The organism is Aeromonas sp. S2(2024) (assembly GCF_041402505.1).
Classification (GTDB): Bacteria; Pseudomonadota; Gammaproteobacteria; order Enterobacterales; family Aeromonadaceae; genus Aeromonas; species Aeromonas media.
In genome coordinates this window covers 1-13952 of the sequence record NZ_JBGLRL010000039.1, presented here as the reverse complement: position 1 = coordinate 13952, position 13952 = coordinate 1, and the positions used below count along the sequence as shown (strand labels likewise).

The window sequence follows — 13952 nt, the reverse complement described above, 5'->3', positions numbered from 1 at the left end:
GCGGTAGCGCCGATGGTAGTGTGGCATTCGCCATGCGAGAGTAGGACACTGCCAGGCACCCAATACAAGAAACCCCGCTCAATGAGCGGGGTTTTTTATTGCCTGACATTCTGTGCTTCAGCACCGATTTACTGACTGCTCAGAGGATGCTCAGGTCATCTGCCTCAAAATAAATGACCCGCTCTTTACCCACCGGCTTACCTTTCGACTCTTCTACTCTCTTCGCCAACCCTGATAGCCCCTGGCTATGCCTCCTGCCTATGTTCACTATTGCCGTAACGGGGGAGTGACAAGGAGGGCTGGATCCATAGACTGTGAGTTTCATCGGCAAGGGAGCTGTGTATGTTGGGGATCCACGATCTGGCGTTGTTTATCGTATCCGGCCTGCTGTTGAACATGATGCCGGGACCGGACTCCCTGCTCATCATGCTGCGCAGTGGCTCGCAAGGCTGGCGAGCGGGCTCGGTGGCCGCACTGGGCATAGGAACGGGTACCATGGTGCATGTGCTGGCAGCAGCGCTGGGGCTGTCTGCGCTGCTGAGTGCCTCCGCCGAGCTGTTCGCCATCATCAAGCTGATGGGGGCGCTCTATCTGGTCTATCTGGGGGTTTCCCTGCTCAGGCAAGGCGTAAGCTCACCTGTTGCGAGCGAGCCTGCGGTATTGCAGCCAGCGCTCTCCTATGGCCGGATCTTTCGGCAGGGCCTGCTGACCAATTTGCTCAATCCCAAGGTAGCGCTTTTCTTCCTAGCCTTTGTGCCCCAGTTCATCGCTCCCGATGCGCCGCAGAAGGCGCTGGCCTTCATCGTGCTGGGCTGCATCTTCAACCTCAACGGCATGATCTGGTGCCATCTGCTGGCGTTCTCGACCGCTTATGCGAGTCGCAAGGTGAGACTGCCCGCCCGGGTGGGAACCTGGCTCAACCGTTTGATGGGGGGCCTTTTCGTCGGGCTTGGTATCAAGTTGGCCACGGAGTAATACCCAAACGTAGAAAGTCGACCATAGAAAAAGGCGTATCCCATCGCTGGGATACGCCTTTATCTGCACTGCAGCAGAATGACTGAAATCAGTTCATGCCGTAGCGCTTGAGTTTCTTGCGCAGGGTGCCACGGTTGATGCCCATCATCACGGCGGCGCGAGTCTGGTTACCACGGGTGTACTGCATGATCACGTCCAGCATGGGGGCTTCGACTTCGGAGAGAACCATATCGTACAGATCAATCACTTCCTGACCGTTCAACTGGGCCAGGTAGTTACGCAGGGCCTGTTGCACAGAGTCACGCAGGGGGCGCTGGGTCGGCTCGGCAGCGTGATTGTGAGTAGTTGTTACCAATGCATCAGAAGTCAGGGTTTGTTCGAACATATTCGGTCGGCTCTTTAGTTATGCGTTAACCTAATCCATCGAAATACGCTTCGAGTGCCTCGAGTTGTGCGTCTGCACAATCCAGGGCATTGAAGTGCTTACGGAATTCTCGGCCCGTCTCTTCTTCATCCAGATACCAGCCCACGTGTTTACGGGCAATGCGCGCTCCCAGATATGCACCGTAAAACTGGTGCAGGTTGGTAACATGCTCGTTCATCAGGGTGCGAACCTCTTCCCTGTCGGGAGGCGGCAGCTTGGTGCCCGTCTCAAGAAAATGACGGATTTCCCGGAAAATCCAGGGTCGTCCTTGCGCAGCACGGCCGATCATCACGGCGTCGACGCCGGTATAGTCGAGGACATACCGGGCCTTCTCCGGGCTGTCTATGTCGCCATTGGCGACAACAGGAATCGATACGGCCTGCTTAATCGCCCTGATAGTGTCGTATTCCGCTTCGCCCTTGTAGAGGCAGGAGCGGGTACGACCATGCACGGCAAGGGCCGCGATACCGCAATCTTCGGCGATTCGGGCGATCTCCTCGCCATTGCGGTTATCCGGATCCCATCCTGTGCGGATCTTCAAGGTGACAGGTACCTCTACTGCATTCACCACGGCCTGGCAGATGGATCTGACCAGATCGGGTTGGCGCAGCAGGGCGGAGCCTGCCAACTTTTTATTCACTTTTTTTGCCGGACATCCCATGTTGATGTCGACGATCTGAGCGCCCTGCTCCACGTTGTAGCGGGCAGCAAACGCCATCATCTCGGGGTCGGCTCCGGCAATCTGGACCGATCGCAGTCCGGTTTCGGCAGAGTGGCCCATTCTCATCCTGGTTTTCTGGGTATCCCAGACATCCGGGTTGGCCAGCAGCATCTCTGAAACGGCCATGCCGGCTCCCAAACGTAAACAAAGTTCACGAAATGGTCGGTCTGTTACACCGGCCATGGGGGCCACGATCAAGGGAGTTTCAAGCGTGTGGGGACCTATCTGCATTCCACGGTTACCATCGGCTTAGGGCGGCGTATATTACGCATTTTTTAGTCAGGAGAAAAGGTTAGTATTTGAGCGTCAGCCATTTTTTTCTGAAAAAAACGTCGCGCCAAGGCTTGCAAATTCAGGAGTGCTTGAAAATCAGACATATTGTCTGGGACCATGGTCAGGGTCAAATGAGTGAGGGACTCGGTGATTTGACAGTCTCTTTCCGGCGCCTGTTTACGCTATGATAGCGAACCTGAATCGAGTAAAGGCTCCACACAATTTTATTACAAACATAAATTGGGGATGTATGACGTCAAGGTTCATCAAATTGCTCTGCCCGGGTCTGCTGGGAGCCATGCTGGCCTCGGCCCAGGCGCAAACCGTCAGCTTCACCGAGGCCTGGAGCCGGGTCATCCAGCAAGACGACGGGCTGGCGGCGGAGCAGGCCGGGGTGGAGAGGGCAGAGCAACTGCGCGAGGCAGCCAAGGCCATGTACCTGCCCAAGGTGGATGTGGGGGCCAGCTATACCCACCTTGATCAGCCGATGGAACTGGACATGCTGGATCTGAACCCCATCGCCAACCACCCGGAATTTGGCAAGGTACTGGGGCCCGTCATGCAGGCGCTCAACCTCAGCCCGAGCGACTTCGTCACCCCGCTGACCAAACAGAATGTGGTCACCAGTTCGGTCAAGATGCTGTGGCCGCTGTTTACCGGTGGGCGTATCGATGCTGCCCAGGACATTCGCCAGGCGCAGGTGAGCGAAGCGCAGCAACTACTGGTGCTCAAGCAGCAGTCTACCTTCGAGAGCCTCTCCCAGACTTACTTCGGCGTGGTGCTAGCGGCCCAGGTGATGCAGACCAAGCAGGAGATCGAGCAGGGGCTGGCCCACCACCTGGATCACGCCAAAAAGCTCGAAGCCCAGGGCCAGATAGCCAAGGTCGAGCGACTCTCCGCCCAGTCGGCCTATGACAGGGCCCGCATCGATACCCAGAAGGCGCGGCGCAGCCTGGAGATAGCCCAGCTGGCCCTCGGTCACATGCTCAAGCTCAAACAGGCCGAGCCCAATACCAGCCTTTTCATCAACGAGGGGATGCCAGCATTGGCTCCCTTCGTGGAGGAAACCCTGTCGGTACACCCCGGTCTCAAGCTGCTGGCGGCCAAGAAGGAGCAGGCTCAGGGGATGATCAAGCTGGAGAAGGGCAAATATGCCCCGGAGTTGTTCCTGTTTGGCAACTACAACCTCTATGAAGATGACTCCATCGTCTCCAAGACCACCCCGGACTGGTTGGTTGGGGTCGGGGTCAGCATGCCGCTGGTGAGCCGCGACGGCCGCTCCGAGACGGTGCAGGCGGCCAAGAGTGCCGAGCTGCAGGTCAATCTGCTGCAGGCCAAGACCCGCCAGGATCTGGAGTTGCTGGTCGAGAAGACCTGGCGTGAGGCGGCCCAGGGACTGGAGGAGTATCAATCCCTCTCCTCGACCCAGGCGCTGGCGGAAGAGAACGTGCGGCTGCGGGACAAGGCATTCGGTCAGGGGCTCTCCACCTCGCTGGATGTGGTTGATGCCCAGAGCCAGCTGGCCGGGGTCAAGACCCAGCGCGCCGCGGCAGCCTACCAATACGTGGTCTCCCTGGCCCGCCTGCTGGCGCTCTCGGGGCAGATGAACAGTTTCAATCAATATCAGCATGGTCAGGCGATAGAGGTGAATTCATGACTTCGACCCAGCAGGCCCATCTATCCATCACTGTTTCGACCGCCAGGGGTCGCCCTTTTGTCGAGGTGAATTCATGAGTCATCCCCCCATCAAGAAGAAGATGAGTCAGGGCAAGCCTTGGTTGCTGCCACTTGCCCTGGTGCTGCTGGTCATTTGGCTGGGCTGGCGCTTCTGGCTGGCCTATCAGCCTGAGCCGGTGCGCCTGCAGGGCCAGATTGAGGCGCAGCAGTATTCGGTCTCCTCCAAGGTGGCGGGGCGTATCGACGAGGTGCTGGTGAAGAAGGGAGATCAACTGGCCAAGGGTCAGCTGGCGTTCACCCTGGCGAGCCCCGAAATCGAGGCCAAGCTGAGCCAGGCCAAGGCGGGTCAGGCGGCCGCGGGTGCCATGGCGCAGGAGGCCGAGAAGGGGGCGCGGGCCCAGCAAATAGCTGCGGCCAAGGATCAGTGGCAGCAAGCCAAGGCGGCCGCCCTGCTTCGTGGCAAGACCTATGAACGTATCGCCAGCCTGCATCGGGACGGCGTCATATCGCTGCAAAAGCGTGACGAGGCCTGGACGGCCTGGCAGGCGGCCAAATACAGCGAAGGCATGGCCTGGCAGCAATATCAGATGACCCTGGAAGGGGCGCGGGAGGAGACCAAGGTCGCGGCGCGGGAGCAGGCCAAGATGGCGGCTGGCGGGGTGGCCGAGGTCGAGGCCTATCTGGCCGACACTCGCATCGCCAGCCCACACGAGGGGGAAGTCGCCCAGGTACTGCTGCGCAGCGGCGAGCTGGCGCCCCAGGGCTTCCCTGTGGTGACCCTGCTCGACATGAAGGATGCCTGGGCCCAGTTCCATGTGCGCGAGGATCTGCTGCCCCGCTTCCCGGTCGGCACCGAGTTTGATGCCCGCATCCCGGGCCTTGGCGATCAGACGGTGCGTTTCAAGGTGTCCCATGTGGCCGCGATGGGGGATTTCGCCACCTGGCGAGCCACAGACACCCGTCAGGGGTTCGACATGAAGAGCTTCCAGGTGGAGGCGCGCCCCTTGCAACCGGTTGAAGGGTTGCGGGTTGGCATGAGCGTGCTGGTCGAACTCTGATGGGGCGCGAATGGCGTCTGCTGTGGCAAGACCCCTTCAGCCGGGCCCTGACCAGCTGGATCCCGCTGCTGCTGATCGGGCTCTTGTGCTGGATCTTCTCGGCGGGGTTGGCGCGCGACCTCAAGGTGGGTCTGGTGGACCTGGATCGCAGCACCCTCTCCCGCCAGCTCGCATTTTCACTGGATGGTTCGGCCGGGCTCAAGATAGCGCAGCAGTTTGACGCCATCGACGAGGGCGCCAAGGCACTGCGTGGAGGCGACATCTATGCCCTGGTGGTGATCCCCAATCACCTGGAGCGGGATGCCCGGGAGGGCACCCAGCCCAGGGTGACCGTGTTCAACAACGGCCAGTTCATCCTGATCGCCAAGCTGGTCAACGCGGCCCTGGCCCAGGTGGTGGGCACCCTCAACGGCCAGGTGGGCGTGCTGGCGGCCATGGCCGACGGCAAGGCGCTGCCTGGGGCGCTGGGGCAATCTGTGCCCATAGCGAGCCAGGTGACTGCGCTCTACAACATCAACTCCAGCTACGCCCAGTTTTTGCTGAGCGCCCTGCTGCCCGCGGTGTGGCAGATCCTGGTGGTGCTCTATGGCCTCAATGCCCTGGCCCGTACCGATCGACTCGGCCTGGACTGGACCACCAGAGGGGTCTGGTTCGGCCTCTGGCGCACCCTGCTGCCCCATGTGCTCATCGGGTGGGGGTGGGGGCTGGCGTGGAGCCTGCTGCTGTTCAAGGCGCTGGGTTATCCCATGCAGGGGAGCTGGCTGGTGCTGACGCTGGGTTTGGGACTGGCTTCGGCCGCCTGCGTCAGCATGGGGGCCTTCTTCTACGGCGTCATTCGGGATCCGGCCCGGGCACTCTCTCTGGCGGGTGCTTACACTGCACCCGGTTTTGCTTTTATGGGGGTCACCTTCCCGGTCAGCGCCATGGGGGACGTCGCCCAGTTCTGGCGCAGTCTCTTGCCCATCTCCCACTATGTCGAGCTGCAGATAGGCCAGACCAACTACGGCCAGCCGCTGACGGCGGCCCTGCCCCAGTTCGGCGCCCAGCTGCTGTTCCTGCTGCCGCTGCTGCTGGTGGTGCGGCGCTATCAACCCCAGGCAACTGCAGCCCCAAGCCAGGAGGAGTCCAAGTCATGATGGGTTTCTGGGATCTGGTGCGTCTCGAGTTGCGCACTCTGCTGGCGGACAGGGCCATCATGCTGACCCTGTTTGGTGGCGTCTTCTTCTACTCCTTCCTCTATCCGCAGCCCTATCTGCATCAGTTGCCTCGCGAAGAGGCTGTGGTGGTGGTCAACGATGACGGCAGCCAGCTCTCCCGTCAGCTGGAGTTCATGGCCGATGCGACGCCTCAGGTGAAACTGGTGGCTCGGGTCGACAGCCTGACACAGGCGCGGGAGTGGCTGCTGACCGGCAAGGCGAGCGGCATACTGCACATTCCCCGTCATTTCTACCGTGATCTGATGCTGGGCAGGAGCGTCACCCTGGGTTATGCCGGCGACGCCTCTTACTTCCTGGTTTACGGCACCATCGCCGAGGGGATGGCCCAGGCGGGCGGCACCCTGGCCGCTCAGGTAAAGGTAGCCCGGCTGCTGAGCCACGGCGAGGCGCTGCCCCAGGCTGCCATGGGCTGGAATGCGGTCGGGCTCAACGTGGTGCCTGTGTTCAATCCGTCCATGGGCTATGTGAACTACGTGGTGCCGGCGGTCTTCGTGCTGATCCTGCACCAGGTGCTGCTGATGGGCACCGGCATTCTGGGGGCGACCCAGAACCAGCGAAGCGGGCGAGGGGAGCACGGCTATTGGCAGCAGGCGCCCGTGCTGGCGTTGCTGCTGGCCCGCACCCTGGTGGTGGGGGGGCTGTTCGTGCTGCCGGTGACCTACTTCTTCGGCTTCTGCTTCGACTATTACGGCATAGCCCGCACCGCAGAGCCGGCCGCCTTGTGGCTGTTCACCCTGCCCTTCCTGCTGGCCACCACCTGGCTCGGGGTGGTGCTGGGGGCCCTGTTTACCCGTCGCGACCTGCCGACCCAGGTAGTGCTCATCTCCTCGCTGCCGCTGGTCTTCCTCGCCGGCTTCATCTGGCCGCTGGAGCTGATCCCGACCCCCCTCAACTGGCTGGCCCAGTGGGTGCCGAGCACGCCGGCCATAGAGGGCTTCCTGCGCCTCAACCAGATGGGCGCCGAGTTCAGCCAGGTGTCGCGCTACTGGTGGCAACTCTGGGGGCTGGCACTGCTTCATGGCGGCCTCGCCTGCCTGCTGCTGCGCTGGCGTCAGCAGTCGTTACCGGTTGCCGGCAAGATGGCAGTGCAGAGTGAGGCGGCCGCCAGCCAGGCGAGATAACGCAGCAGCTAGAGAGTGTGAAACGGTCAGCCCAGGGGCTGACCGTTTTTTTATGCGCTGGCTTGGGTTGTGGAGGGGTCAGGCGCGATGGAGCTCGGGATCGCCGATGGCGTAGATCTGCCCCAGCGCAGCCTCGTCGGCCAGCAGGCGCAGCCCATGGGCGGCCACATCGGCGCGGCGCACCAGTCCGTGCACCTCCTTGCCCTGGCTCAGCTCGGCACGACCGGTGGCCTCCCCATCCTGCAAGTCGGCCGGCCTAAGGATGGTCCAATCGAGCGCGCTGGTCTGCAGCCAGCTCTCTGCCAGGCTCTTCAAGCGTACCTCGTGACCAAACGCCGCCCTGGCCCGCTCGGGCAGGTATTGCCAGCTGTCGCCGCAGCCGAGGGAGGTCACCAGCAGCAGACGGGTGAGCCCGGTCTGCTCCATGGCGTCGATGACGTGGCGGTTGCCCTGATAATCCACAGGTTGTGGCTGACGGAAGCTGCCGAGGGTGGAGACGACCCGGGCGCCTTGGCCCGCTTGCACGCAAGCCTGCGCAACTGCGGCCGCATCCAGCGCATCCCCTTCGATGACCTCGACCCCCTGGGCGCGCAGCTCGGCGGCCATCTCGGGTTGGCGAACCAGGGCCAGGGCCCTGTGACCCTGGCGCAGGGCGTGATCGGTGAAGGCGCGGCCCAGCCCGCGGCTGGCTCCGAAGATGAGTGTGGTTGGCATTGTGTTGCTCCCTGTGGCGAAAGGGTCAGCCTAAAGGGTTGGCACAGTGCTGTAAATGAGAGTTGTTTTTATTCGAAACGGGGGAAATACGGCGAGCCCTGGCCACTGGTCCGGGCTCGCACAGGATCAGCCGTTGTAGTGGCCTATGCTGGGACGACGACTGGGGCCGCTCAGGTGGATATCCACCGGGTTGAACGCCTTGATCGCCTCGAAGCTGAAGTCACCTATGGCCTGATGCAGGCTCTGGGGACTGTGGTTGGTGATGATGATGACGCTCTTCGAGAGGTTGCGCCGGCGGCGCAGCAGGTGGCCGAGGAAGCTGGACTGGCTCTCCGCCATCTTGGCGCGGTTGGCCGCCACCTCGTCGATGATCAGCAGGTCCACCTCTTCCAGGGCGCGGCGGTACTGGTTGCGCTCCTCCTGATCCTGGATGACGTTGAAGAAGAGCCTGTCCACGATGGAGGCCCACTGCTGGAAGATCACCGATTTCTGATGGCGCTCGATCAGCTCGTGGGCTACGGCGCCCGCCAAGGTGGACTTGCCGGTGCCGTAGTCGCCGTAGATGAGCATGCAGCCACCGCCGCTCTTCTCCCAATGCTCGAAGCCGCTGATGAAGTAGCGGGCCGTCTCCATGGGGTATTGCAGCGCGGGGTCGCCGGCATCCATCTTCTCGAAGATCCAGTCCGGGTTGAGGTCGGCCTGGGCGATCAGCTTCTGGATCCGCTCCTGGCGCGCCGCCTTCTGCAGTTCGCGCACCTCGGCATTGGCCTTGGCGTCGTACTCCTTGCGCAGGGTCTCGTAGTCGTACTGGCTGCCACCTGTCTGGGCCTGCAGGCGACGTATACGCTCGAGCAGGCCACCCACGTGCTGACTCAGCTCGGGATCGTGAACGCGATGGTCCTGTTTGGCCTTGGCGATCCTGCGCCGCTTGGCCTCGATCTCTTCCAGCTCCTGGCGCAGCGGGTCGTGTGGATCTGTCATGGAATACTCCTTCTGCTGGGGCTGGGGTGACAAGGGGTTAATAGTGCCTGCTGCGGGCATCCGGGATCAATCATTGTCCGGCTCCTCGGTCTGGGCCAGCCGCTTGACGGCCTCGATCATCTCCTGGGCCCGCTTGCTCGGCCCGGAATCGACGGGGGCTGGGGTGATCTGCTGATAACCGGCCACCTCGGTCGGCTGGCGCCGGGCGTATCGCCGGCTCTTGAGGGTCCGGATGAACTTCAGCATCCACTGATGCTGGGAGTCGAATACCTCGGGGCGACCCAGCCAGTAGGCGATGAACTCTCCCAGATCCTCTTCGCTGTAGCTGGCATCGATCACCCCGCACAGGCGGGCGAGGGCGGGCAGCTCTTCATCCGGCCGCCACTGCAGATGCATCTGGAACGGCCGCTCCGGCAGCGGGCTGCGCACCCGCTGGCTCAGCAGGGGCAACTGGAACGGGCATTGATGGTAGTGCTCGCTGTCCACCTGTGCCTCGACCTGCAGCAATTCGGCTTCCATCAGCTCATCGAGCAGCTCGGTGAGCTGGCGGGCATTGACCTGATAGCAGAACCCGCTGGGATTGCCCGGATCAACCACCGCCAAGGCGCGCCCAAGCTCGGGGTAGTTGAGCCTGGGCAGCCGATTTTCCAGCACCAGCCGGCGCAGTTGCAGGGTATAGAGGCTGCGTGCCGGATGGGAGAGTCTGGGATGGGCGAGGGCGCTGTATTCGGCTGGCGTCATGGTCTGCTTCACGATCTGGAGTGGAGGGCATTATCCCTCATGGCGGGGTTGCATACAATTCACAGTGCCCCTGGATGGCAGCCTGATGAGGCAGTGACGACCCTTCATCCAGGGGAGATTGGGAGTGAAAACCTTCCCGATCGCCATGGGTGCGGCATAAACTGCTGACAAAATAATCAGCCCATTTCAAATGGTTGGGAGGCCGACTGGCTATTTGAAGGCGCTGCCCGGCAATATTGGGTGGCAAGATGGCGCCCCCATGTTCTAGGCTTAGTGCTCAAATAACCATTTGACTAATAAGAGCTTTGTCAAGATGTCAAAAGCCGGACTACGGATCCTGGTGGTGGAGGATGAAGCGGTTTTTCGCCACTCGCTGGTCACTTATCTCGAGCATGATGGGGCCTGTGTCTTTCAGGCCGAAGATGGGATCGAAGGGCTCTCGGCAGCCGCGCTCTACCACCCCGATATCGTGTTATGCGATCTGAACATGCCCAACATGGATGGGCATGAGGTGATCGCCTGCCTCGCGGCCCGCTACCCCGAGGTGCCTGTCATTGTCATCTCGGGTCAGGATCAGATGGCCGCCATCGAGCGGGCGCTGCGGGCAGGGGCCAGCGACTTCTTCATCAAGCCGGTGGATGACTATGGCCAGATCCGGCGCAGCATCGATCAGTGCCTGACGAGCAACGCCCACCAGAGCCAGCAACTGGAGCTGATGGAGCACATAGACTTCTTCCGGGCTCACGACCTGGCGTCCAGCCGCCTGCTGGCCTGGCTGGCACCGCCGGGCATGCAGGAGTGGGGGCCCTGGCAGGTGACGTTCGCCGGCATGGGCAATCTGTTCATTCCCGATACCTTCAAGCTGGGTGACAAGCTGCTGGTGCTGGTGATGGAGCTGCCCATCCTCGGGGTGGATGCCGCCTTCTGCGGTGCTCTGGTGCGATCCCTGATGAACGGCCCCTATCGCCAGTTTCAGCAGCAGGAGAACCAGTTGCTGACCCAGCCCCACAGGTTGCTCGACTACCTCAATCTGCAACTGCTGGAGTCGGGCCTGCGCCACTCCTTTGCCATGGCGGCGCTGCTGTTCGATCAGGAAGACGGGCTGGTATTTGCCAATGCAGGCCTCACTTCACCCCACTGGCTGATGCGTTCGGGGGGATTGCCGCTCGGGTTGATGCGCAGCAGCCGCTATGGCTTGCACAAGCGCAGCTGGCACGAGCCTTTCGAGTTGCAGTTTCGCAGCGACAGCGGCAGCGCCCTGAAGATGCAGGTTCGTCATCATTGAGGTTGTGGCTTAACGCTAAGACAAACAGGGCGCCCATTGGGCGCCCTGTTTGTCTGGTACAGTCCGGACCGGTTAGACGGTGGCGGATTGCAGCTTCTTGTCGTGCTCGTCAGCCTCTTTGGCGGGGCCTTCGGCGCCGTGCATCCAGTAGACCAGGCGGTTCGCCATGGTCAGCAGGATCAGGGCGCTGATCACGGCGGCCAGGGCGATGCCACCGAAGATGGCGATCGGACCCGCTTCACCGACGAAGGAACCGATGAAACCGGCGGCATAGTTGGCCAGGGCGACGAAGCCGAACCAGGCACCCATCATCAGGGACGCCAGGCGCAGCGGGGCCAGCTTGGTGACCATGGAGAGGCCGATCGGGGAGAGACAGAGCTCGCCCAGGGTGTGGAACAGGTAGGCACCGACCAGCCAGAACATGGAGGTCTTGACGGCCTGATCGCCGCCTTGTTCCAGCACGGCACCGATCATGAACAGGAAGCCCACGGCCAGGAACAACAGACCCATGGCGAATTTCACCGGGGAGTTTGGTTCCTTGCTGCCGAGCTTGATCCAGATGGCCGCCACGATCGGAGCGAGCGTGATGATGAAGAAGGGGTTCAGGGACTGGAACCAGGCGGTCGGTACTTCGAAGCTGCCGATCATGCGATCGGTATATTCCTGTGCATACAGGTTCATCAGACCACCGGCCTGCTCGAAACCTGCCCAGAAGATGATGGTGAACAGACCCAGCACCAGGATGACCTTGATGCGATCCACTTCCTGCTTGGTCAGCGGGGCCTTCTGCTCCTTGGAGCGTTGCAAGGCGGCGCGCTGGGCGGCCGGCATGCGGCCGATGTCGCCAAGGAAACGCTGGGCCATGGTGGCTTGCACCACCAGAGAGAGCAGCATGCCGATACCGGCGCTGACGAAGGCGGCTTGCCAGCCGTAGGCGGTGGCGGCGGCACCACAGATCACGCCCGCCAGCAGGGAGCCCAGGTTGATGCCCATGTAGAAGATGGTGAAGGCACCGTCACGACGATGGTCACCTTCCTGATACAGGTCGCCCACCATGGTGGAGATGTTCGGCTTGAACAGACCGTTACCCAGGATCAGCAAGCCAAGGCCCGCGTAGAAGACGGTGTTGACCATGTCCGGGAACATGGCGTGGGGCAGGGCCAGGGTAAATTGACCCGCCGCCATGAAGATGGCACCGATCAGAATGGCGCGGCGTTGACCGAGGAAGGTGTCGGCCAGCCAGCCTCCGATGATCGGGGTGATGTAGACCAGACCGGTATAGATGCCGTACAGCTTGAGGGCGTCGGCCTGGGTCCAGCCCATGCCGCCGTTGGCCGTCATGTCAGTCAGATAGAGGACGAGCACGGCACGCATGCCGTAGTAGGAGAATCTCTCCCAGAGTTCGGTACTAAAGAGCAAAAAGAGCCCTTTAGGGTGACCTAAAAAGGTCCCTTTGGACGGGTTATTCATTGGAACTTCCACCTGTGTCTTATATTTTTTTAGAAATTTTATGCAAGGGCTAGGAACCAGCCATATTCCTTATAAAACAAGCAGGATTGAATTACAATGACAGGTTTTGACGATATTTTATCTATCGATGGTTGAATATTTGTTTATAAAATGAAAATGGGCATCGAATGATGCCCAGTCTTTTATTCTGTGTATTGTGTTAATTTTCAGCAATTACAGCTGTTTGACGAACTGCTTGAGCCAGGCGGTAAATTCGCCGTCCAGTTCGCGGTGGCGTACCGCATATTCCACGTTGGCCTTCATGTAACCCAGCTTGCTGCCGCAATCGTGACTGCGACCCTTCATGAAGTAGGCATTGACCTGCTCCTTCTCCATCAGCATGGCGATGGCATCGGTCAGCTGGATCTCGTCGCCCGCCCCGGCTGGGGTCTTCTCCAGCAGGGGCCAGATGTTGGCGGAGAGCACATAACGGCCGACCACGGCCAGGTTGGAGGGCGCCTCGTCGCGCGGCGGCTTCTCGACGATGGCCTGCATCGGCAGTGACATGCCGGCGCTCAGGGCCTCGCCCTTGATGTCGGCGATGCCGTATTTGTCCACTTCGCTCTCGGGGACGGCTTCCACCATGATCTGGCTGATCTGGTCCGCCTCGAACATGTGCACCATCTCGGCCAGGTTGTCCTGTTTGAGATCGCTCGCCACTTCGTCGATCAACACGTCAGGCAGCAGCACGGCAAAGGGGTTATCCCCGATCAGCGGGCGGGCGCACAGCACTGCATGACCCAGGCCCTTGGCCTCGCCCTGTCGCACGTGCATGATGGTGACGTCTTTCGGGCAGATGTGCTGCACCTCTTCCAGCAGTTGGCGCTTGACCCGCTTCTCCAGAGTCGCCTCCAGCTCGAAGCTCTTGTCGAAATGGTTTTCGATGGAGTTCTTGCTGGAGTGGGTCACCAGGATGATCTCCTTGATGCCGGCGGCGATGGCTTCACGCACCACATACTGGATCAGCGGCTTGTCGACCACTGGCAGCATCTCTTTGGGGATGGCCTTGGTGGCGGGCAGCATGCGGGTACCCAGACCGGCAACGGGGAGGACGGCCTTGCGAACAACGAGTGGTGTCTTTTTCATGGAATGAGTCCGAAGATACAAAGTGTGCTCATGATACCCGAAGAAAAATAGGGCAGCCACCTTAACCATCCCCTCATATGAGCGAGGCGTGGCGCGGCTTCTGAGGTATGATCGCCATCCTTGACCAGCTAATACCCAACAGACTATCCCCATGTTTAACCACGAACTAA

The 13952-nt window shown here is 61.1% G+C and carries 13 protein-coding genes; 6 read left to right on the top strand and 7 right to left on the bottom strand.

The features are described 5' to 3' along the window. Positions 1–342: 342 nt before the first annotated feature. The gene (locus tag ACB039_RS20625) at positions 343–975 is read left to right on the top strand and encodes a LysE family translocator (protein ID WP_005327991.1); all 633 of its coding nucleotides are present in this window, start codon (positions 343–345) and stop codon (positions 973–975) included. An 88-nt stretch (positions 976–1063) separates the two neighbouring features. Here the strand turns inward: ACB039_RS20625 and fis are convergent, their stop codons facing one another. Together fis and dusB are read right to left on the bottom strand one after the other, a co-directional pair. Then, a complete protein-coding gene (gene fis / locus ACB039_RS20620; protein ID WP_005309538.1) occupies positions 1064–1360 on the bottom strand; it encodes a DNA-binding transcriptional regulator Fis in 297 nt (98 codons plus the stop codon). Between the two features lie 25 nt (positions 1361–1385). Beyond that, entirely contained in the window at positions 1386–2351 is a 966-nt protein-coding gene (dusB, locus tag ACB039_RS20615; RefSeq protein WP_042649081.1) for a tRNA dihydrouridine synthase DusB, read from the bottom strand. A gap of 292 nt (positions 2352–2643) precedes the next feature. Between dusB and ACB039_RS20610 the strand changes: the two genes are divergently transcribed. The 4 genes from ACB039_RS20610 (at position 2644) to ACB039_RS20595 (ending at position 7466) form a co-directional block, all read left to right on the top strand. Beyond that, entirely contained in the window at positions 2644–4050 is a 1407-nt protein-coding gene (locus tag ACB039_RS20610) for a TolC family protein (protein WP_371166344.1), read from the top strand. Positions 4051–4123: 73 nt separating this feature from the next. Then, complete coding sequence (locus tag ACB039_RS20605; RefSeq protein ID WP_005327977.1) at positions 4124–5128, top strand: HlyD family secretion protein; 1005 nt, start codon at positions 4124–4126, stop codon at positions 5126–5128. Continuing rightward, a complete protein-coding gene (locus ACB039_RS20600; RefSeq protein ID WP_371166343.1) occupies positions 5128–6264 on the top strand; it encodes an ABC transporter permease in 1137 nt (378 codons plus the stop codon). The genes ACB039_RS20605 and ACB039_RS20600 overlap by 1 nt, the downstream gene beginning before the upstream one ends. Then, on the top strand, positions 6261–7466 hold the full coding sequence (locus ACB039_RS20595) for an ABC transporter permease (RefSeq protein ID WP_005327972.1): 1206 nt from the start codon (positions 6261–6263) through the stop codon (positions 7464–7466). The genes ACB039_RS20600 and ACB039_RS20595 overlap by 4 nt, the downstream gene beginning before the upstream one ends. Positions 7467–7544: 78 nt before the next feature. Here ACB039_RS20595 and ACB039_RS20590 read toward each other — a convergent pair whose 3' ends face one another. The 3 genes from ACB039_RS20590 to ACB039_RS20580 form a co-directional block, all read right to left on the bottom strand. Further along, on the bottom strand, positions 7545–8180 hold the full coding sequence (locus tag ACB039_RS20590) for an SDR family oxidoreductase (protein ID WP_005327970.1): 636 nt from the start codon (positions 8178–8180) through the stop codon (positions 7545–7547). 126 nt (positions 8181–8306) lie between these two features. Next, entirely contained in the window at positions 8307–9161 is an 855-nt protein-coding gene (locus ACB039_RS20585) for a DnaA ATPase domain-containing protein (RefSeq protein ID WP_041205075.1), read from the bottom strand. Positions 9162–9227: 66 nt separating this feature from the next. Then, complete coding sequence (locus tag ACB039_RS20580) at positions 9228–9902, bottom strand: DnaT-like ssDNA-binding domain-containing protein (RefSeq protein WP_371166342.1); 675 nt, start codon at positions 9900–9902, stop codon at positions 9228–9230. Positions 9903–10215: 313 nt separating this feature from the next. Here ACB039_RS20580 and ACB039_RS20575 point away from each other — a divergent pair, with 313 nt between their 5' ends. After that, complete coding sequence (locus tag ACB039_RS20575; protein WP_005327964.1) at positions 10216–11187, top strand: response regulator; 972 nt, start codon at positions 10216–10218, stop codon at positions 11185–11187. A 72-nt stretch (positions 11188–11259) separates the two neighbouring features. On the opposite strand, the gene ACB039_RS20570 is transcribed toward ACB039_RS20575, so the two are convergent. Together ACB039_RS20570 and galU are read right to left on the bottom strand one after the other, a co-directional pair. Further along, positions 11260–12657: a peptide MFS transporter gene (locus ACB039_RS20570; protein ID WP_041205076.1), complete on the bottom strand. Its 1398-nt coding sequence runs from the start codon at positions 12655–12657 to the stop codon at positions 11260–11262. 213 nt (positions 12658–12870) lie between these two features. Beyond that, positions 12871–13782: a UTP--glucose-1-phosphate uridylyltransferase GalU gene (galU, locus tag ACB039_RS20565; protein ID WP_041205077.1), complete on the bottom strand. Its 912-nt coding sequence runs from the start codon at positions 13780–13782 to the stop codon at positions 12871–12873. Positions 13783–13952 lie beyond the last annotated feature (170 nt).